Source organism: Bacillus sp. 179-C3.3 HS (assembly GCF_047229225.1).
Taxonomy (GTDB): domain Bacteria; phylum Bacillota; class Bacilli; order Bacillales; family Bacillaceae; genus Bacillus.
In genome coordinates this window covers 39,204-63,682 of sequence record NZ_JBFEFT010000019.1, presented here as the reverse complement: position 1 = coordinate 63,682, position 24,479 = coordinate 39,204, and the positions used below count along the sequence as shown (strand labels likewise).

General features: G+C 41.4%; 22 protein-coding genes. 21 read left to right on the top strand and 1 reads right to left on the bottom strand.

What is annotated here, in order from left to right; translation table 11 throughout:
• The 20 genes from AB1K80_RS12575 to AB1K80_RS12480 all read left to right on the top strand — a co-directional run.
• Positions 1 to 604 (top strand): FHIPEP family type III secretion protein (locus AB1K80_RS12575; RefSeq protein ID WP_412856964.1); only part of this gene is annotated, 604 nt, incomplete at its 5' end.
• Positions 604 to 1,719: a flagellar biosynthesis protein FlhF gene (flhF, locus tag AB1K80_RS12570; RefSeq protein ID WP_412856963.1), complete on the top strand. Its 1,116-nt coding sequence runs from the start codon at positions 604 to 606 to the stop codon at positions 1,717 to 1,719. The genes AB1K80_RS12575 and flhF, both read left to right, overlap by 1 nt.
• Positions 1,716 to 2,621: a MinD/ParA family protein gene (locus AB1K80_RS12565; RefSeq protein ID WP_412856962.1), complete on the top strand. Its 906-nt coding sequence runs from the start codon at positions 1,716 to 1,718 to the stop codon at positions 2,619 to 2,621. Before flhF ends, AB1K80_RS12565 begins: the two co-directional genes overlap by 4 nt.
• The gene (locus AB1K80_RS12560; RefSeq protein WP_412856961.1) at positions 2,618 to 3,691 is read left to right on the top strand and encodes a protein-glutamate methylesterase/protein-glutamine glutaminase; all 1,074 of its coding nucleotides are present in this window, start codon (positions 2,618 to 2,620) and stop codon (positions 3,689 to 3,691) included. Before AB1K80_RS12565 ends, AB1K80_RS12560 begins: the two co-directional genes overlap by 4 nt.
• Positions 3,692 to 3,696: 5 nt before the next feature.
• Positions 3,697 to 5,724, top strand: a complete 2,028-nt coding sequence (locus AB1K80_RS12555) for a chemotaxis protein CheW (protein ID WP_412856960.1) — start codon at positions 3,697 to 3,699, stop codon at positions 5,722 to 5,724.
• Positions 5,725 to 5,748: 24 nt separating this feature from the next.
• The gene (locus AB1K80_RS12550; protein WP_412856959.1) at positions 5,749 to 6,210 is read left to right on the top strand and encodes a chemotaxis protein CheW; all 462 of its coding nucleotides are present in this window, start codon (positions 5,749 to 5,751) and stop codon (positions 6,208 to 6,210) included.
• A gap of 12 nt (positions 6,211 to 6,222) precedes the next feature.
• Positions 6,223 to 6,849, top strand: a complete 627-nt coding sequence (locus AB1K80_RS12545) for a chemotaxis protein CheC (RefSeq protein WP_412856958.1) — start codon at positions 6,223 to 6,225, stop codon at positions 6,847 to 6,849.
• The gene (locus tag AB1K80_RS12540) at positions 6,849 to 7,349 is read left to right on the top strand and encodes a chemotaxis protein CheD (RefSeq protein ID WP_412856957.1); all 501 of its coding nucleotides are present in this window, start codon (positions 6,849 to 6,851) and stop codon (positions 7,347 to 7,349) included. The genes AB1K80_RS12545 and AB1K80_RS12540 overlap by 1 nt, the downstream gene beginning before the upstream one ends.
• A 24-nt stretch (positions 7,350 to 7,373) precedes the next feature.
• On the top strand, positions 7,374 to 8,141 hold the full coding sequence (locus AB1K80_RS12535) for a FliA/WhiG family RNA polymerase sigma factor (RefSeq protein ID WP_412856956.1): 768 nt from the start codon (positions 7,374 to 7,376) through the stop codon (positions 8,139 to 8,141).
• Between the two features lie 21 nt (positions 8,142 to 8,162).
• Entirely contained in the window at positions 8,163 to 8,702 is a 540-nt protein-coding gene (locus tag AB1K80_RS12530; RefSeq protein ID WP_412856955.1) for a Swarming motility protein SwrB, read from the top strand.
• Positions 8,703 to 8,857: 155 nt separating this feature from the next.
• Positions 8,858 to 9,592, top strand: a complete 735-nt coding sequence (rpsB, locus tag AB1K80_RS12525) for a 30S ribosomal protein S2 (protein WP_412856954.1) — start codon at positions 8,858 to 8,860, stop codon at positions 9,590 to 9,592.
• 92 nt (positions 9,593 to 9,684) lie between these two features.
• Positions 9,685 to 10,566 (top strand): translation elongation factor Ts, encoded by an 882-nt coding sequence (gene tsf / locus AB1K80_RS12520; protein WP_412856953.1) that lies wholly within the window; start codon positions 9,685 to 9,687, stop codon positions 10,564 to 10,566.
• A 134-nt stretch (positions 10,567 to 10,700) separates the two neighbouring features.
• Entirely contained in the window at positions 10,701 to 11,423 is a 723-nt protein-coding gene (gene pyrH / locus AB1K80_RS12515; RefSeq protein WP_412856952.1) for a UMP kinase, read from the top strand.
• Between the two features lies 1 nt (position 11,424).
• Complete coding sequence (gene frr, locus AB1K80_RS12510) at positions 11,425 to 11,982, top strand: ribosome recycling factor (protein ID WP_412856951.1); 558 nt, start codon at positions 11,425 to 11,427, stop codon at positions 11,980 to 11,982.
• A 129-nt stretch (positions 11,983 to 12,111) separates the two neighbouring features.
• The gene (locus tag AB1K80_RS12505) at positions 12,112 to 12,894 is read left to right on the top strand and encodes an isoprenyl transferase (RefSeq protein ID WP_412856950.1); all 783 of its coding nucleotides are present in this window, start codon (positions 12,112 to 12,114) and stop codon (positions 12,892 to 12,894) included.
• A gap of 12 nt (positions 12,895 to 12,906) precedes the next feature.
• On the top strand, positions 12,907 to 13,701 hold the full coding sequence (locus AB1K80_RS12500; RefSeq protein WP_412856949.1) for a phosphatidate cytidylyltransferase: 795 nt from the start codon (positions 12,907 to 12,909) through the stop codon (positions 13,699 to 13,701).
• A 39-nt stretch (positions 13,702 to 13,740) separates the two neighbouring features.
• Positions 13,741 to 14,892, top strand: a complete 1,152-nt coding sequence (gene dxr, locus AB1K80_RS12495; protein ID WP_412856948.1) for a 1-deoxy-D-xylulose-5-phosphate reductoisomerase — start codon at positions 13,741 to 13,743, stop codon at positions 14,890 to 14,892.
• Between the two features lie 6 nt (positions 14,893 to 14,898).
• Positions 14,899 to 16,164 (top strand): RIP metalloprotease RseP, encoded by a 1,266-nt coding sequence (gene rseP / locus AB1K80_RS12490; protein WP_412856947.1) that lies wholly within the window; start codon positions 14,899 to 14,901, stop codon positions 16,162 to 16,164.
• Positions 16,165 to 16,243: 79 nt separating this feature from the next.
• On the top strand, positions 16,244 to 17,941 hold the full coding sequence (locus AB1K80_RS12485) for a proline--tRNA ligase (RefSeq protein ID WP_412856946.1): 1,698 nt from the start codon (positions 16,244 to 16,246) through the stop codon (positions 17,939 to 17,941).
• A 142-nt stretch (positions 17,942 to 18,083) separates the two neighbouring features.
• Positions 18,084 to 22,337, top strand: a complete 4,254-nt coding sequence (locus AB1K80_RS12480; protein WP_412856966.1) for a PolC-type DNA polymerase III — start codon at positions 18,084 to 18,086, stop codon at positions 22,335 to 22,337.
• 85 nt (positions 22,338 to 22,422) lie between these two features.
• Here the strand turns inward: AB1K80_RS12480 and AB1K80_RS12475 are convergent, their stop codons facing one another.
• Positions 22,423 to 23,316, bottom strand: coding sequence for an AraC family transcriptional regulator N-terminal domain-containing protein (locus tag AB1K80_RS12475; protein WP_412856945.1), 894 nt, complete (start codon positions 23,314 to 23,316; stop codon positions 22,423 to 22,425).
• Positions 23,317 to 23,486: 170 nt separating this feature from the next.
• Here AB1K80_RS12475 and AB1K80_RS12470 point away from each other — a divergent pair, with 170 nt between their 5' ends.
• Positions 23,487 to 24,467: an aldo/keto reductase gene (locus tag AB1K80_RS12470; protein WP_412856944.1), complete on the top strand. Its 981-nt coding sequence runs from the start codon at positions 23,487 to 23,489 to the stop codon at positions 24,465 to 24,467.
• Positions 24,468 to 24,479 lie beyond the last annotated feature (12 nt).

The following is a 24,479-nucleotide window of genomic DNA, read 5'->3' as shown; positions in this document are numbered from 1 at the left end:
TAGACAAAATACACACGAACTGCTCGGACGTCAAGAAACGAAACAACTCATCGATCATTTAAAAGAGAGCTACCCAGTCCTAGTAGACGAAGTGACACCAAATCCGCTAGCAGTCGGAGATATCCAAAAAGTACTTGCAAAGCTTTTAAAAGAGAAGGTATCCATTCGAAACCTTGTCTCTATTTTTGAAACACTTGCAGACTATGGAAAACTAACGACAGATACTGATTTGTTAACAGAGTATGTCAGACAGGCGCTAGCAAGACAGATTACCGCACAGTACGCCAAGGAAAATGAATCCTTGAAGGTTGTGACTTGCTCAGGACGAGTAGAAAAGGTCATTGCCGATAGCGTCCAGCAAACAGAGCATGGAAACTACTTATCGTTAGATCCAGAATCCTCTGATCGTGTCATCCAATCAGTGGCGAAAGAAATCGAACAGCTTTCGCTTCGACAGGAAACGCCTGTTCTATTATGCTCACCTCCTATTAGAATGTACGTCAAGCAGTTGTTAGAGAGATATTTCCCGGACTTACCGGTGTTATCTTATAACGAATTAGAAGCAAATGTGGAAGTACAGAGCATCGGAGTGGTGGATATCTAATGAAAATGAAAAAAATCACAGCGAATTCTATGCAGGAGGCAACGATTCAGATTAGACAGCAGCTCGGTCAAGATGCCGTCATTTTAAATTCGAAAACCGTTGTCAAACGAAAGCTGTTCGGTTTAAAGAAACAGCAAATGGTCGAAGTGATTGCAGTGCTTGATCAAGACTTTGAGGAAAGAGCGAATCAAGGGATCAAGCATGTGCCGCAAAAACCTGTTTTACCAAAGAAAGAACCAATTGAGACGCCTGTGAAACATCAGTCATTTACTCGTGAACAAACGATTCAAACAGCGCCCTCTCCTCAACCATTACAGTACGAAAGAAACGAGCGTCATGTAGGGGTTTTGCCTGATTCGTTAATGGCTGTAGATCAGAAGCTAAAAGATCAAGGCCTTGACGATGCAGTGAGGGATCAATGTTTAAAAGGCCTTTTAACACAAGGTGTCGTCAAGGAAGACGAAATTGAAAAAGAACTTGAGAAGTTACTGACAGAGATGCTACCACCTCATGCGTCTGAAAAGCCAATGATTCATTCGAAGTACATTGTTTTGTTTGGATCAACAGGGGCTGGAAAGACGACAACGATCGCAAAATTGGCTGCCAAAATGTCGATTGGGCATCAAAAACGTATTGCTTTTATCACAACTGATACGTACCGAATTGCCGCAATTGAACAGCTGAAAACTTATGCAGAACTGCTAAAAGCGCCACTTGAGGTTTGCTATTCAAGAGAAGACTTTGTCAAAGCACAGCAAACCTTTCAAGATTATGATCATATTTTCATCGATACAGCCGGTCGTAACTTTAAAGAAGCAGCGTATATCAAAGAGCTGACGGATATTATCCCATTTGACGAAAGCATCCAAAGTTTCCTCGTCATGAGTGCGACATCGAAGTATCAAGATATGAAAGCCATGGTTAAGCGTTTTGAACACGTACCGATTGATCATTTCATTTTTACAAAGGTAGATGAAACAGACACAATTGGAACGGTCTTTCAAATCAGTGCAGAATCTCAAATTGGATTGGCATTTTTAACAAATGGTCAAAATGTACCTGAGGACATCTTAGAGTGTTCACCACTTGAGATAACAAGGATGGTATTAAAATGATGAAGCCAGACCAAGCGGAAGGTTTAAGAAAACTCGTTCAACAGCAACAAGCGTTCACACCAGTACCACTCTCTTCAAATGGACAGGCAAAAACCATTGCAGTGATGAGTGGTAAAGGCGGAGTTGGAAAATCGAATTTGACGCTTAATATGGCACTCTCAATTGCAAGTACAGGCAAACGAGTATTGATCATCGACCTAGATTTTGGAATGGGGAATATTGATATTTTACTAGGAAAAATATCGACAAGCTCCATCCTAGATGTTCTCGTTAGAAAAAGGTCATTCCAGGCAGCTATGACAAAAGGAACTGAGAATTTGTATTACATTTCTGGTGGAAGTGGACTTGAACAACTATTTTCGTTAGATAAAGATCATTGGTCATTCTTTCTTGAGGAGATGGAGAGAATGGTGCGAGATTTCGATTGTATTTTCTTTGATATGGGTGCGGGGCTTTCAAAAGATCAATTGCCCTTTGTCTTATCGGCAGAAGAAGTCGTGGTTGTGACAACGCCAGAACCAACTTCAATCATGGATGCTTACAGTGCCATTAAACATCTCGTGATCCATCAGTTTGGACAGCCGATTCAGATTATTGTGAACCGGTGTAGAACGACTTCCGAAGGACCTGAAACCTATCGGAAGTTAGCAGGCGTTGTCTCCTCATTTTTACACAGAAAATTAGTGTTTGCAGGGGCAGTGCCAGATGATTCGGCCGTTCCAAAAGCCGTTTCGGAACAAATCCCTTTTTATTTGAAACAGCCTCATTCCAGGCTGAGTAAAACGATTAAACTGTTGGCAGAAACCCTTTACCAGCAGCAGATAAGAGAGACACGTGGAGAGCAGCATACGTTTATAGAGAAGTTGTCCTCTTTTTTTAAAAGGAGGAAGGTGGACTCATGATCAGGGTGCTTGTAGTGGATGATTCGGCCTTTATGAGAAAGTTAATTAGTGACTTTTTAAGTGCCGAGCAAGAAATAGAAGTCGTCGGAACTGCTCGAAATGGGGAAGATGCCTTAAAACGAATCAAAGAATTAAATCCGGATGTTGTCACATTAGATGTGGAAATGCCTGTTTTAAATGGAACAGAGGCCTTGAAACGAATTCTGGCTGAGCACGACATAGCCGTGATCATGGTGTCAAGCCAGACAAAGCAAGGGAAAGAATTAACAATCCATTGCTTAGAACTTGGTGCATTTGATTTTGTCACAAAGCCTTCAGGTAGTATTTCCCTCGATTTGCACAAAGTAAGAGGTCAAATTGTAGAGCGGGTACTTGCCGCAGGACTTTCTAAAATACGCACTGAGAACAAGGTTGCTCCAAAACCAGTTATAAAACCGGTAAACCCGGTGGCCGTCCCGCAGGTGCAAGAAGTAAAAAGCGACTCGCACCGAAAGATGATTGCAATCGGAACATCGACTGGAGGTCCGAGGGCGCTTCAAATTGTGTTGACGAAGCTCCCAAAGGACATTGAAGCACCGATTTTCATTGTCCAGCATATGCCAGCAGGATTTACGGCATCACTTGCTACTAGGTTAGATCATTTATCACAAATCACCATTAAAGAAGCAGAAGATGGGGACATCGCAAAAAATGGGGTAGCTTACATTGCTCCTGGTGGAATGAATATGTCAGTTCAAGAACAAGGGCCGTCTTTAGTCATCAAGCTGACCCGAGAAGACACTGACAGCCGGCACAAACCTTCTGTTAACTATTTGTTTTCATCTATCAGCAACATGAAGGGTTACCAAAAAATCGCTGTGATTATGACAGGGATGGGGAGTGACGGCACGGAAGGTGTCAAAAAAATGGTCGCAAGCGGTCATACAAAAGTCATTGCAGAAAAAGAAGAATCATGTGTTGTTTTTGGAATGCCTAAATCAGTCATTAAAGCAGGTCTTGCACATGAAATAAGGCATGTGGATGACATCGCACATGCAATTATAAGCTCCATGAAAATAGAGAGGGCGTGAACTCGTTGGATGTAAACCAATACTTAGATATCTTTTTAGATGAAAGCAGAGAACACTTACAAACTTGTAATGAAAAACTTCTTGAATTAGAGAAAAACCCAACTGACTTGTTGCTAGTGAATGATATATTCCGAGCGGCTCATACTTTGAAAGGTATGAGTGCAACAATGGGCTACGACGATATGGCACATCTAACGCATCACCTAGAAAATATGTTTGATGCCATTCGAAATGAACAGATGGTTGTGACACCTGAATCGATGGATACCATGTTTGAAGCGCTTGATCACCTTGAAGCAATGGTTCAATCTATTGCAGAAGGCGGAGATGGTAAACGTGATGTGACAGAGATTAGTCAAAAGCTAGATGTCACAGGTAGCCACGGAGAGGCGGCTGCAACGGCTGAAGCAACTGATGCATCAACAAATGCGGCAAGCGATCTCGATTATAATGAATTTGAACGAACAGTTCTTGATGAAGCGAGAGAACAAGGGTTTAAATGCTATGAGCTGAAGGTCACTTTAAGTGACGCTTGCTTGCTAAAAGCCGTTCGTGTCTATATGATTTTTGAAAGATTGAATGAAGCCGGCGAGGTAGTTAAAACGGTTCCGAATGCAGAACTATTAGAATCAGAAGATTTCGACTCTGAATTTAGCATCTCTTACTTATCAAAACAGTCGATCGATGAAGTGAAAAAAATCGTCGCTGCGATCTCAGAGGTTGAAAACGTCGAGATCACTGAAGTTTCGGCATTTGAAGAACCAGCAGCTTCTGAAAAACAAGAAGCAGCACCTAAACAGAAAGAAGAAAGCTCTGTTCCGGCTGTCAAAAAGCAAGCAGATGAGACGCCTAAAGCGAATGCGAATAACGGTGCGGCTTCCGGTGGAACGAAGACGATTCGTGTCAACATTGATCGACTAGACTCTTTAATGAACCTTTTCGAAGAACTAGTGATTGATAGAGGTCGTTTAGAACAGATCGCAAAAGAGCTTGAAAACAACGAACTCACAGATACAGTGGAAAAAATGACACGTATTTCAGGTGATCTACAATCGATCATCTTAAACATGAGAATGGTTCCAGTAGAAACTGTGTTTAATCGATTCCCACGTATGATCCGTCAATTGACAAAAGAGTTGAATAAAAAGATTGAACTCATCATTGAAGGCGCTGAGACGGAACTTGATCGAACGGTGATCGATGAAATTGGCGATCCGCTTTTACACTTACTTAGAAACAGTCTTGATCATGGCATTGAATCGCCAGAAGATCGCGTGAAAAAAGGCAAGCCTGAAAAAGGAACGGTCCTATTAAAGGCATATCATAGCGGTAACCACGTGTTTATTGAGGTAGAAGATGATGGTGGCGGAATTAACCGTAAAAAAGTTCTTGAAAAAGCACTAGAGCGCGGTGTTGTGACGGAGAGAGAAGCTGAAAATCTCGAGGACAATCAAATTGATTCACTCATCTTTGCGGCAGGGTTCTCTACAGCAGATACCATTTCTGATATTTCAGGACGTGGTGTAGGTCTTGATGTTGTAAGGAACAAACTGGAATCATTAGGCGGCTCTGTCAGCATCAACTCAACAGAAGGACAAGGCTCATTATTCTCGATTCAACTTCCATTGACACTGTCTATTATTTCAGTCCTTCTTGTGAAGCTGGAAGAAGAAACGTTTGCAATTCCGATTTCATCTATTATTGAAACAGCAGTCATTCAGAAAAGCGATATCCTGCAAACGCATGATCGTGAAGTGATTGATTTCCGTGGATATATCGTACCAGTTGTGTACTTAAAGAAACAATTCCACGTTCCAAATGCGAGTGAATTAGAAGAAGAACTACACATCATTGTTGTTCGTAAGGGAGACAAGCTAACAGCATTTGTCGTCGATTCATTTATTGGACAGCAAGAGGTTGTATTGAAATCACTAGGAGATTACTTACCGAACGTATTTGCGATATCAGGCGCAACAATCTTAGGTGACGGTCAGGTTGCACTCATCGTTGACTGTAATGCACTGATCAAGTAAAAAACAATAGAGGAGCGGTCTGAAATGAGTACAGATATCAAAACTGGCGAAAAGATGATTGTGTTTATCGTAAACAATAAAGAATACGCCATTTCAGTATCAGAAGTGAAGTCCATTGAAAAATGGCAAAAGCCGACAAGAATTCCTGGCGTTGCGCCTTATATATGCGGAGTCATTAATCTGCGCGGTGTGGTGACACCTGTCATCGACTTAAGAGTAAGACTCGGAGCGACTGACAATGAGATTACAGATGAAACGAGAATGATCATTGTATCCGTTGGCGAAATTGAGGTTGGCTGGATTGTTGATGAGGCAAACGATGTCATCACAGTACATCAAGATGAGGTAGAATCTTCTCCAGATTCAGCTGAAAAAGAAGGCCAATCATGGGTTACAGGGATTATTAAACATGATCAGCGTCTATTTAACATCATTCATGCTGGGGCTGTTCTCGACAAAAACATTCAAGGTATACCTGTTCATTAAGGAGGATGTGGAATGGACATTTTCAATGAGATAAAAGATGAGCAGTTAGATATATTAAGAGAGGTTGGGAATATAGGAGCAGGCCATGCAGCGTCTGCTCTGGCCAACCTTTTAAATCGAAAAATAGATATGGCAGTCCCATATGTTAAGATGCTGTCGTTTGAAGAAATCATGGATTTCTTTGGTGGTGCAGACCTACCAGTTGCAAGTATCTTCCTGCGAATGGAAGGAGATTTATCTGGCTCTATCTTTTTCATTATGCCGTTTGAGCAAGCAGAACAATTTGTTAGAGAGCTTGTACAAGACCCGGCATTTGATATTGATACCATCCATGAACATGTCCTAGGGACATCCGCACTGCATGAATTAGGAAACATCTTAGCGGGCTCTTATTTATCAGCACTTGCCGATCTCACAAAATTGCAGCTTTATCCAAGTGTTCCTGATGTGACACTTGATATGTTTGGTGCTGTGATTAGTGAAGGATTAATGCAGCTTAGTCCACTTGGTGATCAGGCGATTGTCATTGATACATCCATTTTTGATGATCAAAATAAGCAAGAGCTGAAAGGCAATATGTTTTTATTACCGGACTTTGAATCGTATGAAAAACTATTCGAAGCGTTAGGGAACCTATAATGAACGTGCAAAATCCGGCAGTCGTAAAAGTTGGTATAGCGGACGTTCAGTTTGTGAAAGGCCCAGATCGAATTCGGACAACGGGCCTTGGTTCTTGCGTTGGACTTGTCTTGTTTGATCAAGAGAAAAAGCTAGCAGGTCTTGTCCATGTCATGCTTCCTGATTCATCACTTGCTAAAGGAACGGTAGAAAACTTGGCAAAATATGCAGACACAGGGGTCAAGCATACAATTGATCTGCTTTTAAAAGAAGGAGCCCGTAAACACGCACTAAAAGCGAAGCTCGCCGGTGGTGCTGAAATGTTTAAATTTAAATCAACCAATGATTTGATGAGAATTGGGCCTAGAAATGTATCAGCTGTTAAAGAACATCTGTCTCTTTATCAAATTCCGATCATTAGTGAGGATACGGGTGGAAACAATGGCCGTACAATTGAATTCGATCCGCTTACGACAGACTTAGAGATCCGCACTGTGAAGCAAGGAATTACGAAGATATAAAAAAGGAAGTATAGGGGGAGAAAGATGCAATCCTTAAATTACGAAGATCAGGCGCTATGGGCTAGATGGAAAGAGTGGAAAGACCCAGCTGCTGGAGATGATCTTATGCGTCGCTATATGCCGCTCGTCACATATCATGTTGGAAGAATTTCCATCGGTCTCCCGAAGTCAGTGCATAAAGAAGACTTGATCAGTCTAGGGATGCTCGGTTTATATGATGCCCTTGAGAAATTTGACCCTGGAAGAGATCTGAAGTTTGATACATATGCATCCTTCAGAATTCGCGGGGCTATCATTGACGGTCTTCGTAAAGAGGACTGGCTGCCTCGTACATCAAGAGAGAAAACAAAAAAAGTAGAAGCGGCTATTGAAAAGCTTGAACAGCGCTATTTGCGAAATGTGACACCAACTGAGGTTGCAGAAGAATTAGGCATGAGTGAACAGGATGTTGTCACAACAATGAATGAAGGCTTCTTTGCGAACTTACTCTCAATTGATGAGAAACTGCACGATCAAGAAGACGGTGAGAACGTTCAAGTCATGATCCGTGATGAGAAGACGGTGACACCTGAAGAGAAAATGCTGAAAGATGAGTTAATTGAACAACTTTCGGAAAAAATTACAGAGCTTTCGGAAAAAGAAAAACTCGTGATTAGTTTATTTTATAAAGAGGAATTGACATTAACGGAAATTGGTCAAGTCCTTAACTTATCCACTTCGCGCATTTCGCAAATTCATTCAAAGGCATTGTTCAAGCTAAGGCATTTGCTTGATAAAGCCATTCAATCCTAAAGAGTTAGTGAGTGAAAAAATATGCTATGGCTAATTAGCTTTATGCTACATGCTGCACTTATTTATTTTGTGATTATTCTATATACGAGAATGAATTCGCTGAAAGCAACAGAACAAAAACAGCGAGAGCTTCTAGAAGAAACGGAAAATACCCTGGCTGCTTTTTTGATGGAAGTCAAAGAAGAGAATGAGAAACTATCAAAGGTAGCAGCCGCTTCCCCTCGTTCTTTAAATGAAGATCTGAATACGGATCTTCAGCTAGCAGAACAACCTCAATCATCAACTGAATCCCAACAATCGATCATTAGTGAAGATCCAGTCCCAGAGCACTTGTCGGCTCTCCTTAGCGACGTTGAGGTGCAGGAAGAGAAGGTTAATGTCCCGGATTCAAGTGAAGACATAGAAGACACTACGCCTTCTGTAAACGAAAAAGAAGACACATTCCAAGATCAAGTGAAAGCCCTATATGATCGCGGGCTGACGCTAGATGAAATCGCAAAAGAATTAAAGACTGGTAAGACAGAAATCGAGCTTTTATTAAAATTTAGCGGAAAGCTGTAAAGGATTCTTGATTGTCAGTCGATCATATGTTATATTATTTCTTGGTGTTAAATACACACGCTTAATGATTCAGATGAAGGTGCTGCCGTGGCGCAGTTTTATGTGAACATGACTTAAGCGGAGGAAAAAAAACCATCATATTAGGAGGCAATAAAATGTCAGTTATTTCTATGAAGCAATTGCTAGAAGCTGGTGTTCACTTCGGTCACCAAACACGCCGTTGGAACCCAAAAATGAAGCGTTACATCTTTACAGAGCGTAACGGTATCTACATCATCGATCTTCAAAAAACGGTGAAAAAAGTAGAAGAAGCTTACAACTTCACGAAAAACCTTGCTGCTGACGGAGGAAAAATCCTTTTCGTTGGAACAAAGAAACAAGCACAAGATTCAGTGAAAGAAGAAGCAATCCGTTCTGGTATGTTCTACGTAAACCAACGCTGGCTTGGTGGAACACTTACAAACTTTGAAACAATCCAAAAGCGCATCAAGCGTTTGAAAGATATCGAAAAAATGCAAGAAAACGGTACGTTCGACGTTCTTCCTAAGAAAGAAGTCGTTCAACTGAATAAAGAATTAGAGCGTCTTGAGAAATTCTTGGGCGGAATCAAAGAAATGAAGAGTCTTCCAGATGCACTTTTCATTATCGACCCTCGTAAAGAGCGTATTGCAGTTGCAGAAGCTCGTAAACTGAATATCCCAATCATCGGTATCGTTGACACGAACTGTGATCCAGACGAAATTGATGTTGTGATCCCTGCAAACGATGATGCAATCCGTGCTGTAAAACTTCTAACTGCTAAAATGGCAGATGCTATTCTTGAGTCTAAACAAGGCGAAGAAGAAGCTGTTGTAGAAGAAACAACAGAAACTGAAACAACAACTGCGTAACCTATTTAAAAAGGTGATAAGAGGGATATGCCTTTTATCACCTTTTTTTCACCTAGTAATCCGTGTTTTCACATAGAAGGAGGAAATGTAAAATGGCAATTACTGCACAATTAGTAAAAGAATTGCGCCAAAAAACTGGTGCGGGTATGATGGACTGTAAAAAAGCGTTAACTGAAACTGATGGTGACATCGAAAAAGCAATCGACCTTTTAAGAGAAAAAGGTATCGCAAAAGCTGCGAAAAAAGCAGATCGTATTGCTGCTGAAGGTTTAACTCTTACGAAAACAAATGGCAACACTGGTGTTATCTTAGAAGTAAACTCTGAAACTGATTTCGTTGCGAAAAACGAAGGGTTCCAATCACTTCTAAACGAACTTGCAGATCATTTACTTGCAGCAAAACCTGCAACACTTGAAGAAGCTCAAGCTTCTAAAATGGAAAACGGTTCAACAGTTGAAGAATATATCACAAATGCCATTGCAAAAATCGGAGAGAAAATCACTCTACGTCGTTTCGCTGTTATCACAAAAGACGATAACGCTGCATTCGGTTCTTACCTGCACATGGGTGGCCGTATTGGTGTATTAGCTGTTCTTGATGGAACAACTGATGAAGAGCTTGCAAAAGACGTTGCAATGCACGTTGCTGCTGTTAACCCTAAATACATCTCTCGTGACCAAGTGTCAGAAGAAGAAGCAAACCGTGAGCGTGAAGTATTAACACAACAAGCGCTTCAAGAAGGCAAGCCTGAAAACATCGTTGCGAAAATGGTTGAAGGTCGTCTAAACAAATTCTTCGAAGAAATTTGCTTACTTGACCAAGCATTTGTTAAAAACCCAGATGAAAAAGTGAAACAAGTTGTTGGTGCGAAAAACGCAACAGTTCAAACGTACGTTCGTTATGAAGTGGGCGAAGGCATCGAAAAACGTCAAGAAAACTTTGCTGAAGAAGTAATGAGCCAAGTGAAAAAATAATGTTTGAAAAGCTCTCTGGGGCTTTTGTAGGGAGCACAACCACTGTGTTCCCTATTTTTTAGAGGATATTGATTTACAAAAGACAGTTTCTTACGCATAATAAGAGACGGTATAGTTTACACTTGGAGGTTATCATGAGCAAACCGAAATATAAACGCATTGTACTGAAGCTAAGTGGTGAAGCACTAGCAGGTGATGCTGGAAATGGCATTAATCCGACTGTCATCCAATCAATCGCAAAGCAAGTAAAAGAAATTGCAGAACTTGATGTTGAAGTTGCAGTCGTTGTAGGCGGTGGAAACCTTTGGCGCGGAAAAACAGGTAGTGACTTAGGAATGGACCGAGCGACAGCTGACTATATGGGCATGCTTGCAACAGTAATGAATTCACTGGCTTTACAAGATAGTCTAGAAACACTTGGTATTCAGTCTAGAGTACAAACCTCTATTGAAATGAGACAGGTTGCAGAGCCATACATAAGAAGAAAAGCGATCCGTCATCTTGAGAAGAAACGTGTCGTCATTTTTGCTGCAGGTACTGGAAACCCTTATTTCTCAACAGATACAACAGCAGCGCTTCGTGCAGCAGAAATTGAAGCTGATGTGATTTTAATGGCGAAAAACAATGTAGATGGTGTCTACAGTGCTGATCCTCGTACAGATGCGGAGGCAGTAAAATATGAAAAGCTTTCTTATCTTGATGTATTAAAAGAAGGGCTTGCTGTCATGGATTCTACTGCGTCCTCATTATGTATGGATAATGATATTCCATTAATCGTATTTTCCATTATGGAAGAAGGAAATATAAAACGTGCCGTAAATGGCGAATCAATCGGAACAATCGTGAGGGGGAAATAACGTGTCAAAAGAAGTGTTGAACCAAACGAAGGATAAAATGGAGAAAGCTGTACAAGCATACGGACGTGAATTAGCAACTGTTCGTGCTGGAAGAGCAAACGCTTCTCTATTAGATAAGGTCACAGTGGACTATTACGGTGCACAAACACCACTTAACCAAATCGCATCGATTTCAGTTCCAGAAGCACGTATGCTGATTATCACACCTTACGATAAAACAGCGATCGGTGATATCGAGAAAGCCATCCAAAAGTCTGATCTTGGCATCACACCAACTAGTGACGGGAATGTGATCCGTATTGCGATCCCTGCACTAACAGAAGAAAGACGTAAAGAGCTTGTGAAAGTTGTGAAGAAATACTCAGAAGATGCGAAGGTAGCTGTTCGTAACGTTCGTCGTGATGCAAACGATGATTTGAAAAAGCTTGAGAAAAATGGTGAGATCACTGAAGATGAATTAAGATCATCTACAGAAGATGTTCAAAAATTGACAGATGAATATGTATCTAAAATCGATGACGTGACGAAAGATAAAGAAAAAGAAATCATGGAAGTTTAAGAAAAAAATCTGTACAATAGATATTAGTGAAAAGACCCTCTTCATGTTTACAGGGGGTTTTTTTGTTAATACTGTTGATGACTATATTATTAGCGGGAACGCAACCTTTTTGGGTGATGGAGGAATCTCATGCTCAATATACTCAAAAATTGGAAGAATCAGCAAACAGCAGCTTCCAACTTAGAAAGTCTGACAAAAGAAGATATATTAAATGGAGATATTCCTGAACATATCGCCATTATCATGGATGGGAACGGAAGATGGGCGAAAAAACGTGCGCTTCCACGGGTAGCAGGACATCATGAAGGGATGAAAGTCGTCAAGCGCATGACAAAGCTTGCAAATGAGCTCAATGTCAAAGTGCTGACTTTGTATGCTTTCTCTACGGAAAATTGGAAACGTCCAAAACTAGAAGTAGACTTTTTAATGAAGCTTCCTGAAGAATTTTTGAACATCTACCTGCCTGAACTCATCGAGGAAAATGTCCGTGTGCGCTTAACAGGTGATCCAAACGGTCTTCCGCCGCATACGAAACAAGCGGTAGAGAACGCAGTAAAGAGTACGGCAAACAATGACGGGCTTATTTTGAACTTTGCGCTCAATTATGGAGGGCGGACAGAAATCGTCTCAGCATGCAGACAAATTTCTGAAAAAGTCAAAGAAGGTAAGCTACAAGCAGAAGACATCACAGAAGAAATGTTTTCAGCTTATTTAATGACAGAATCTCTTCAAGATCCGGATTTGCTCATTCGTACGAGTGGAGAAATTAGATTAAGCAACTTTATGCTTTGGCAAATTGCCTACAGCGAATTTGTCTTTACGGATGTGCTTTGGCCTGACTTTTCTGATGTGCATTTGATAAACGCGATTGGAGAGTATCAGCGCCGCGGCCGGAGGTTCGGTGGAATTTAGAGGGTGGTGCAGATGAAACAAAGAATTTTGACGGGTGTTTTGGCAGCTGCGGTGTTTTTGCTCGCTGTCTATTATGGACAGATGCCATTTACCCTGCTGATTTATTTAATGGGAAGTGTCGCTCTCTTTGAGCTGCTCAGAATGAAACAGATTTCGATTTTCAGCTTTCCTGGTGTCGTCAGCTTAATATTGCTTTGGCTTTTAATGGGCGGAGAGAATAGCTTTTTCACCAACGTGGACGCATCGAAAATACAGATTGCTTTATTCGCAATCTTAATTCTTTTAACTTATACAGTACTGAGCAAAAACTCTTTCACATTCGATGAGGTTGCCTTTGTTGTATTAGCCACATTATATATTGGCGTAAGTTTTTATTATTTTATTCAAATCAGAGGTTTATATGGCATGAGTGCGATCTTCTTCGCGGCGGTGATCATTTGGTCTACCGACTCAGGCGCCTATTTTATTGGGAAATCAATGGGGAAACGAAAGCTTTGGCCTGAGATTAGCCCAAACAAAACAGTAGAAGGATTTATCGGTGGAATCGTCACAGCGGTCGTGTTGTCTTTTGTGTTTCAGGCGATTACAGGATTTTTGCCATCATATCTGCTTGTTATGTTTATTACCCTTTTGCTCAGTGTTTTTGGGCAACTTGGCGACCTTGTGGAATCTGCTTTAAAGCGTCATTATCATGTGAAGGATTCAGGGAGCATCCTTCCTGGTCACGGCGGAATTTTGGACAGGTTTGACAGCTTTTTATTCGTTCTACCGTTTTTATACTTACTGCTGGCTACGTTTGCTAGCTAATCCGATAGAAACAAACTGAACGAGAGAAGGAGTGGCAATTTGAAAAATATTTCGCTATTAGGCGCAACAGGATCAATTGGAGAACAAACATTAGATGTCATCAAACAGCACCCGGATACATTTCAACTGAAAGCCATGACATTTGGCAGAAATGTAGAAAAGGCGATTCCAATTATTGAATGCTTCCAGCCTGAATTCGTCGGGTGTATAGACGAAGAAACGTACCTCACGCTTAAAAGGCATTCATTTACATACGATGTCAAAATGGCGATCGGTGATGAAGCCAACATCGAGGCTGCTACGTATGAAGCAGTAGACGTTGTTGTGAATGCACTTGTAGGAAGTGTTGGACTTGTTCCTACTTTAAAGGCGATTGAACAAAAAAAGACGATCGCACTAGCAAATAAGGAAACACTTGTGACAGCTGGACATATAGTAAAAGAGTACGCCAAACAATATGATGTCCCTTTACTGCCTGTCGATAGTGAACATTCCGCTATTTTTCAATGCCTTCAAGGTGAACTAGCTAAAAATATTGAACGTTTAATTGTGACGGCTTCAGGTGGCAGCTTCCGGGACAAAGGACGAGCTGAACTTGAGGGCGTAACAGTTGAACAAGCATTGAATCATCCAAACTGGTCGATGGGAGCAAAAATCACAATAGATTCAGCGACCATGATGAATAAAGGGCTTGAAGTGATTGAGGCACACTGGTTATTTGATATACCATATGATCGAATTGATGTACTTCTACATAAAGAAAGCATCATTCATTCCATGGTGGAATTCCATGACAAAAGTGTCATGGCGCAGCTTGGTACACCTGATATGAGGGTCCCGATTCAATACGCGCTCACATACCCAGACAGAATGCCTTTAAAAGAAGCGAAATCATTGAATCTTTGGGAGTTAGGACAATTGAATTTCCAAAAAGCGGATTTTAACAGGTATCGCTGCTTACATTTTGCTTATGAATCAGGTAAAATAGGAGGGACAATGCCTGCTGTGCTCAATGCAGCAAATGAAATTGCAGTGGATGCATTTCTGACAGGCAAAGTCACGTTCCTGCAAATTGAAGAATTGATTGAGAAGGCACTAAACAGACATCATGTGATTTCCAAGCCTAGTTTGCAAGATATCCATGAAGTGGACAAAGATACACGAGACTTTGTTCAATCAATCCTCACATAAGGTGGTATGTTCGTGAATACAGTCATTGCGTTTATTATTATTTTTGGAACGCTCGTTTTTTTCCACGAGCTTGGCCATTTAATCATGGCGCAACGCGCAGGTATTTTATGCCGCGAGTTTGCCATTGGTTTTGGGCCGAAGATCTTCTCTTTTAAACGAAAAGAAACCGTTTATACCATTCGACTCCTCCCGATCGGTGGATTTGTTAAAATGGCAGGAGAGGACCCCGAAGTGATTGAAATTAAACCAGGTCACACAGTCGGGCTCTTATTCAATGACCAAAATGAAGTGGAAAAGATCATTTTAAATGATAAAGAAAAATATCCTGATGCGCTTGTCATTGAAGTCGAGCAAATTGATCTCGATCATGCCATGAGAATTTCAGGATATGAAGCTGGAAATGATGATATCCTGACTGGCTACAATGTGAGCCAAACGAGCTTCTATATTGTAGATGGGGAAGAAATTCAAATTGCCCCTTACAATCGTCAATTTAACTCAAAAACTGTCTGGCAGCGTATTAAAGCCATTGCAGCCGGTCCAATTATGAACTTTATCTTGGCGTACGTGATTTTGGTTGCTTTAGGATTTATCCAAGGGGTCACTGTGGATGAGCCAGTACTCGGTAAGCTGACGCAAGATGGCAGAGCGGCACAAGCTGGGCTTATGCAAGGTGATGAAATCATCTCCATTAATGGGGAGAAAATGAATTCTTGGACAGATGTGGTCCAAACGGTTCAAAAGAACCCTGATAAAAAAATGGATGTTCTGATTGACCGAGACGGTAAACAAAATACAGTTGAAGTGATACCAGAAGCTGTAAAGGCAGAAGACAAAACGATTGGCCGGTTTGGATCATATCCACCAACAGAAAATGGATTCCTCAAAGTGATTTCATCTTCAGGCACAACTGTTGTCTCCACCGCAGGGCTCATTTTAACGAACTTGCAAAAAATTGTGACAGGTCAATTTTCAATTGATATGCTTGCAGGTCCTGTTGGTATTTATGACATGACAGGGGAAGTGGCCAAGCAAGGTGTCCTGACCCTCATGCAGTTTGCTGCTTTCCTCAGCATCAACTTAGGAATCGTGAACTTATTGCCGATTCCTGCATTAGACGGAGGACGTTTACTGTTCTTGTTCGTCGAAGCCATTCGCGGCAAACCTATTAATCGTGAGAAAGAGGCGCTTGTCGTCTTTATCGGTGTCGCATTCCTCATGCTGTTAATGTTAGTGGTTACGTGGAATGACATCCAGAGATTATTTTTATAAAAACGACATCTCTTGTTTCTCCAAGTGGGAAACAAGAGTTTTTGTGAGAAGTTCTATTCATTAAATGAGGTGTAAACATATGAGACAATCCCTGACTTTCATTCCAACTCTTCGAGAAGTGCCTGCAGATGCAGAGGCAAAAAGTCATCAGCTATTAGTTAGAGCTGGATTTATTAGACAAAATACAAGTGGAATCTATCATTACTTGCCACTTGCACATAAAGTCATCCAACGTATTCAAACGATTGTACGTAAGGAAATGGAAAAGGCAGGAGCGGCGGAGTTGTTAATGCCAGTACTGCAACAAGCAGAAATGTGGCAAGAATCAGGCAGATGGTACACGTACGGTCCTGAACTTATGCGTATGAAAGACCGTCATGGCCGCGAATTTTCTCTTGGTCCAACGCACGAAGAAGTCATTACATCACTTGTACGCAGTGAACTAAAATCGTATAAGAAGCTTCCTTTGACGTTGTATCAAATTCAATCGAAGTTCCGTGATGAACAAAGACCAAGATTTGGCTTGTTGCGTGGACGTGAATTCATTATGAAGGACGCATATTCGTTCCATGCATCACCAGAAAGCCTTGATGACACTTACAACAAAATGTTTACGGCTTACTCGAATGTTTTCTCAAAAGTGGGCCTTAACTTTAGACCCGTTATTGCAGATTCAGGTGCCATGGGTGGAAAAGATACACATGAATTTATGGCACTGTCTGAAGTAGGCGAAGATACAATTGCTTATTCTGATACGTCGAACTATGCAGCAAACATTGAAATGGCTGAGGCGGTGTATCAAGGGGAAGAGGCAAATCCTGCTGATTTCAAAGAGCTTGAGAAAGTCCACACGCCAGATGTGAAGACCATTCAAGATGTTTCAGCATTTCTAGAGGTAGCCCCATCAGAATGCATTAAATCCGTTTTATTTAAAGCAGACGATGCGTATGTTCTTGTTCTGACGAGAGGCGATCATGAAATCAATGATGTCAAAGTGAAGAATCTAGTGGGAGCGGAGCTAGTAGAGCTCGCGTCACGTGAAGAAGTACTTGAAGTCATTGGCACAGAGCCTGGGTTTGTTGGCCCAATGCAGCTAGACGCAGATGTGGAGATTTATGCTGATTTGGCTGTGAAAGGAATGACCAATGCAGTCGCAGGTGCGAACGAATCAGATTACCATTATGTCAATGTGAATCCTGCTCGTGATGTATCTGTGAAAGAATATACAGATCTTCGTTTCGTTCAAGAAGGAGATGCATCACCAGATGGTCAAGGTACTCTTCAGTTTGCAAAAGGAATTGAAGTAGGACAAGTTTTTAAACTGGGCACACGTTATTCAGAATCAATGGATGCGACATACCTTGATGAGAACGGACGTGCGCAGCCGATGATCATGGGCTGCTATGGAATCGGGATTTCTAGAACCCTTTCTGCTATCGTTGAACAGCATTATGATGAGAATGGCATCATTTGGCCAGAAACGGTTGCGCCGTATGATCTTCATCTCCTTGCACTCAATATGAAAAATGACGCACAAAAAGAACTAGCAGAGACTTTATATGAGCGTTTAGCAGACGAAGGCTATGATGTGCTATTCGATGATCGTTCTGAGCGTGCAGGTGTAAAATTTGCAGATAGTGATTTAATTGGACTGCCAATTCGCATTAGCTGTGGAAAACGTTCAGACGAAGGCATTGTCGAAGTGAAATTTAGAAAATCAGGTGAGTCACATGAAGTGTCCGTTGATGAGCTAATTTCCTTCCTACGTCAAGCGTAAGCATGTATACTTGAACAAAAAAATGAGGGTACCTCCTATTGAAAAGAGGTACCTTTCTGATTTACAAAAGGAGGGTTCTGTCTTGGATGAACAACTACCGATCACTCGTCGGCAATTTCACATATTACTGAATCAGATTCAAATGACAGATGATGACCTCAGTCGTTACTTTGAAGAAGGTGAAATCGTCAAATTGACGGTGCATAAAGCGACAAAAACGTGGCATTTCCTTTTTAAATTTAAGGCGCTACTCCCTTACGAGGTATATGCCATGTTTGTTCGTCGGCTGACCAATGCATTTTCTCATATTGCACAGGTGACTTGTACCATTGAAGTCAACGATCCGCATATCACAGAGGAGCTCGTGCAATCATATTGGTCACATTGTGTGGAAGAGCTTCAAGGAATTTCTCCTCCAATCATCAGCCTACTTCAGCAGCAAAAGCCAGTCCTGACTGGGCATAAACTCGTGATCAAGACAAAAAGTGAAACAGAAGCCCTTGCGATTAAAAAGAAATACAGTCCAATGCTTCAGGCTGCATTTAAACAAGTGGGCTTCCCGGAGCTGCAATTTGATACCGAAATTTTTGTATCAGATCAAGAGATTCAGAAATTTAGAGAACAAAAGCTGGCAGAAGACCAAGAAAGAGCGATGCAAGCCCTCACTGAAATGGAGAAAAAGGAAAGTGAAGCGCAGGACGAAGCTCCATCTGGTCCTCTGATGATTGGTTATCAAATCAAAGATAATGAAGAAATCCGTACGCTTGATAGCATCATGGACGAGGAAAGAAGAATTACTGTCCAAGGATATGTGTTTGATGCCGAAACAAGAGAGCTGAAAAGCGGCAGAACACTTTGTATTTTTAAGATAACGGATTATACAAACAGTATTTTAATTAAAATGTTTGCGAGAGAAAAAGAAGATGCCCAGCTCATGAAAACGTTGAAAAAAGGCATGTGGGTCAAAGCTAGAGGAAGTATTCAGAATGACACATTTGTCAGAGATCTTGTCATGATTGCAAATGACGTGAATGAAATGAAACCTCAGCTAAAAGAAGATACAGCGCCAGAAGGTGAAAAGCGTATTGAACTCCATTTGCACTCACCGATGAGTCAAATGGATGCTGTTACCGGCATTGGAAGGCTAGTCGAGCAAGCCAAAAAGTGGGGACATGAAGCCATTGCCTTGACAGATCATGCGGTCGTTCAATCGTTTCCAGATGCATATGCCGCAAGTAAAAAGCATGACATCAAAATGTTGTATGGCGTGGAAGTGAACCTGGTTGACGATGGCGTACCTATTGCGTATAACCCAGAGCATCGCTTGTTAGAGGATGCGACATATGTTGTCTTTGACGTAGAAACAACTGGGCTGTCCGCTGTTTATGACACGATCATTGAGCTTGCCGGAGTAAAAATAAAAGGCGGCGAAATTATCGATCGCTTTGAAGCATTCGCGAACCCTCATCACCCATTATCAGCCACAACCATTGAATTAACGGGTATAACGGATGATATGGTGAGAGATGCGCCGGATGTGGTAGATGTCGTACGAGATTTTAAAGAGTGGATTGGAGATGACATCCTTGTCGCGCATAATGCGAGCTTTGATATGGGCTTTTTAAATGCCGCCTATAAACGTCTCCTTAAAACAGATAAAGCATCAAACCCTGTTATTGATACGCTCGAGCTTGGCCGATTTTTGTACCCTGAATTTAAAAATCACCGACTCAACACATTGTGTAAAAAGTTCGATATTGAACTTACGCAGCATCACCGCGCGATTTATGATGCAGAAGCCACAGGTTATCTCATGCTTAAGATGCTCAAAGATGCGGGTGGAAAAGAGATTGCCTACCATGATCAATTGAATGAAAACATGGGACAATCTAATGCTTTTCAGCGTTCACGTCCTTACCATGCGACACTGATTGCACAAAACGAAACAGGCTTAAAGAATCTATTTAAGCTTGTGTCACTTTCTCATATTCATTATTTCTATCGTGTGCCGCGCATTCCGCGCTCACAGCTTGAGAAATATAGAGAAGGGCTGATCGTTGGTTCTGCTTGTGATAAAGGTGAAGTTTTTGAAGGGATGATGCAAAAATCTCCAGATGAGGTTGAAGACATTGCGGCATTTTATGACTATTTAGAGGTACATCCGCCAGAAGTGTATCAGCATTTGCTACAGCTGGAGCTAGTTCGAGATGAACGTGCATTAAAAGAAATCATCACAAATATCGTGAAGCTTGGTGAAAAGCTGAATAAATTAGTCGTCGCCACAGGGAATGTGCACTATTTGCATCCTGAGGACAAAATTTATCGTAAAATCCTGATTTCTTCACAGGGTGGGGCCAACCCGCTTAACCGTCATGAACTGCCAAAAGTTCATTTCAGAACGACGGATGAAATGCTAGAAGCCTTCTCCTTTTTAGGTGACGAAAAGGCAAAAGAGATCGTCGTGACGAATACAAAAAAAGTGTCTGATATGGTCGAAAGTATTAAACCGATCAAAGACGATCTTTACACGCCAAAAATTGAAGGTGCAGATGAAGAAATTCGGGAAATGAGCTACCAAATGGCCCGAAGCATCTACGGAGACGAATTGCCGAAGATCGTAGAAGACCGTATTGAGAAAGAATTAAAAAGTATCATTGGGCATGGTTTTGCCGTTATTTATTTAATTTCTCATAAGCTTGTAAAGAAATCACTCGATGATGGCTATCTTGTAGGCTCAAGGGGATCTGTCGGTTCATCTCTTGTTGCGACATTAACAGAAATTACAGAGGTCAATCCACTTGCACCGCATTACGTTTGTCCAAGCTGTAAACATTCTGAGTTCTTTAACGATGGTTCGGTTGGCTCTGGTTTTGACCTTCCAGACAAAAACTGTCCAGAATGCGGAACGCCTTATAAAAAGGATGGTCACGACATCCCGTTTGAAACCTTTTTAGGCTTCAAAGGTGATAAAGTTCCTGATATCGATCTGAACTTCTCAGGCGAATATCAGCCGCATGCACATAACTATACGAAAGAATTGTTTGGTGAAGAGTATGTGTACCGTGCGGGGACAATTGGTACCGTTGCAGAAAAGACAGCATACGGCTACGTGAAAGGCTACGCTGGAGATCATAACCTCCATATGCGAGGTGCTGAAATAGACCGACTTGTACAAGGGTGTACAGGGGTTAAACGGACAACAGGTCAGCATCCAGGCGGTATTATCGTTGTGCCGGAATATATGGATATTTACGATTTTTCACCGATTCAGTTTCCGGCTGATGCGACTGGGTCTGAATGGAAAACGACACATTTTGACTTCCACTCGATCCATGATAATTTGCTTAAACTGGATATTCTTGGGCACGATGATCCAACGGTGATTCGTATGCTCCAAGATTTGAGCGGAATTGACCCGAAAACGATCCCAACGGATGATCCAGAAGTGATGAAAATTTTCCAAGGGACAGAGCCTCTTGGTGTGACAGAAGAGCAAATTGGATGTAAAACAGGGACACTTGGCATCCCAGAGTTTGGGACAAGATTTGTGCGTCAAATGCTTGAAGATACGAAACCAAACACGTTCTCTGAATTGGTTCAGATTTCTGGTCTATCACACGGGACAGATGTTTGGTTAGGAAATGCACAAGAACTCATTCATAATAAGACATGTGAATTGAGTGAAGTAATTGGCTGTCGTGACGATATTATGGTCTACCTCATCTATCAAGGATTAGAACCGTCCCTTGCTTTTAAAATCATGGAATCTGTACGTAAAGGGAAAGGGCTACCTCCAGAATGGGAAGAGGAAATGAAGAATAATAACGTCCCGAATTGGTACATTAATTCATGTAAAAAAATCAAATACATGTTCCCTAAAGCTCACGCAGCAGCTTACGTTTTAATGGCTGTTCGAATTGCTTACTTTAAGGTGCACCATGCACTTCTATACTACGCTGCATACTTTACGGTACGTGCGGATGATTTTGATATTGAAACCATGACAAAAGGGTCAAATGCGATTCGTGCTGTCATGGACGATATCAATGCGAAAGGGCTAGATGCATCACCAAAAGAGAAAAACCTATTAACGGTCCTTGAGCTTGCGCTTGAAATGTGTGAAAGAGGCTATCATTTCAAAAAAGTCGATTTATATCGCTCAAGTGCAACCGAATTTATCATTGATGGGGATGGCTTAATCCCGCCATTTAACTCTATTCCAGGGCTTGGAACGAACGTTGCGTTAAACATTGTCCGGGCAAGGCAAGATGGCGAGTTCCTCTCAAAAGAAGATTTACAAAAACGTGGAAAAGTCTCTAAGACGATCCTTGAATATTTAGATCGACAAGGCTGTCTAGAAGCACTTCCAGATCAAAACCAGCTATCTTTATTTTAAAAACAAGAAAAAGCGTCCAATATGGGCGCTTTTTCTTTGTGTAAACAATAAAATTATTATGTAAACTAATAATCGGCAGTTAAATTCAATAACTGCTATTCTTTAAAAACTGGTCCATATCCGCTTTTGGCGATAAACCAAACATCCGGCGATATTCACGGCTGAATTGCGAAGGGCTTTCATATCCAATCTGATAGGCAACGCTGGCAACGTCTGATGTTTCAGTCATAAGGAGACGTTTGCCCTCGTTTAGTTTTAATTGCTTTTGGAATTGTATCGGGCTCATCCCGGTAAATGCTCGAAAATGCCGATGCATGGTAGGAACACTCATATTCGCCATTTGTGCTAAATCCTGAACGCGAAGACGCTTATGATAATGAGCTGTGATATGGTCGATGATATGAGAAATGCGAGATGCATGACTTCCTTCAATCATCATTTGCGTGAGTGCCATTCCATTTTCTCCATTTAATATCCAATAGAGAATTTCCTTTTTATATAAAGGCGCTAGCACTGGAATATGCGTAGGGGTTTGTAATAAGCCGACGTACCTGCTGACAGCCTCTTTCAGCAAAGGTTGTGATTCACTTGTAAACATAGCACGTTTCACACCTGTTTGATCGCTGATTTTCTCTTTCATCTCTTGGTATACCTCGATCAACTCTGCGGAAGAGAATTCAATCTTCAATGCCAAATAGGGCGCAGAAGATGATGCTTGGATGACCTGTCCGATCACCGGTAAGTCAATAGATGCAACGATATATTGGTTTGGGCCATATTGAAAAGCTTCATCTCCAAGCCAAACTTTTTTCTCCCCTTGTAAAATCATACAAAAAGAAGCTTCATTCACGCGTGCTATGCGTTCACTTGTCGTAGATTCACGTATAAAAAAAAGGGAAGGAACGAGGGTTGGATGAACGCCATCTTCACTTGTAAATTGTTCAATGATGTCTTTCAGATGTGCATCGTCATTCTTCATAAGATCATTCCTTTCAAACCGTAGCTCACGTTTATTTTACTCAAATTCATCTGACTAAGAAAGGGTTTGATCCGATTAGGCAAGTACATGATATCAATGTGTATGTCAATGCGGGGGCTTTCCTGTCATGATGAATATAGATTAGATAAATGAAAAAGCGAGGGATCGAGATGGATTATGTCAAGTTAGGTCATACAGGACTGGATGTTTCAAGATTGTGTCTTGGGTGTATGAGTTTTGGCGAAGCTGATAAATGGATTCATCCATGGGTTTTAAATGAAGAGAACAGCCGGGTCATCATAAAAAAAGCGCTAGATCTAGGCATCAACTTTTTTGACACAGCCAATGTCTACTCGCTTGGAACAAGTGAGGAATTTTTAGGGCGAGCGATAAAAGACTATGCAAGCCGTGATGAAGTAGTCGTTGCGACGAAGGTACATGGCAAGATGCATGAAGGGCCAAATGGATCGGGATTGTCTAGAAAAGCCATCATGAGTGAAATAGATAAAAGCTTAAAAAGATTACAAATGGATTATGTCGATTTATATATTGTACACCGATGGGATGTGCACACCCCAATTGAAGAAACAATGGAAGCACTTCACGATATCGTAAAGGCTGGTAAGGTAAGATACATCGGAGCATCTGCTATGTACACATGGCAATTTCAAAAAGCGTTATATACAGCTGAGAAAAATGGTTGGACACGCTTTGTGTCGATGCAAAATCATTATAATTTAATGTATCGTGAAGAAGAAAGAGAGATGCTTCCGTTTTGTGAGAGCGAAAAGATTGGTATCACGCCATACAGTCCGCTTGCATCAGGCAGGTTAATACGTGATGGACAAGAGATAACCGAGCGTTCAAAAACAGATCACATACAAAAAATGAAATATGATGCAACACAAGTTTCAGATGAAGGGATTGTCAAGCGTGTGGCAGAGCTTGCGAAAGAGCGTGGTGTTTCGAGAATTCAAATTGCCTTGGCTTGGCTACTTCACAAGAAACAAGTAGCTGCTCCTATTATCGGGGCGACAAGAATTAACCATCTCGAAGAAGCACATGGCGCGCTATCTGTGCAATTATCAGAAGTAGAGATCTCGTTTCTTGAAGAGCTGTATGTCCCCCATTCAATCGTAGGTCATAACTGATCATTTGATATG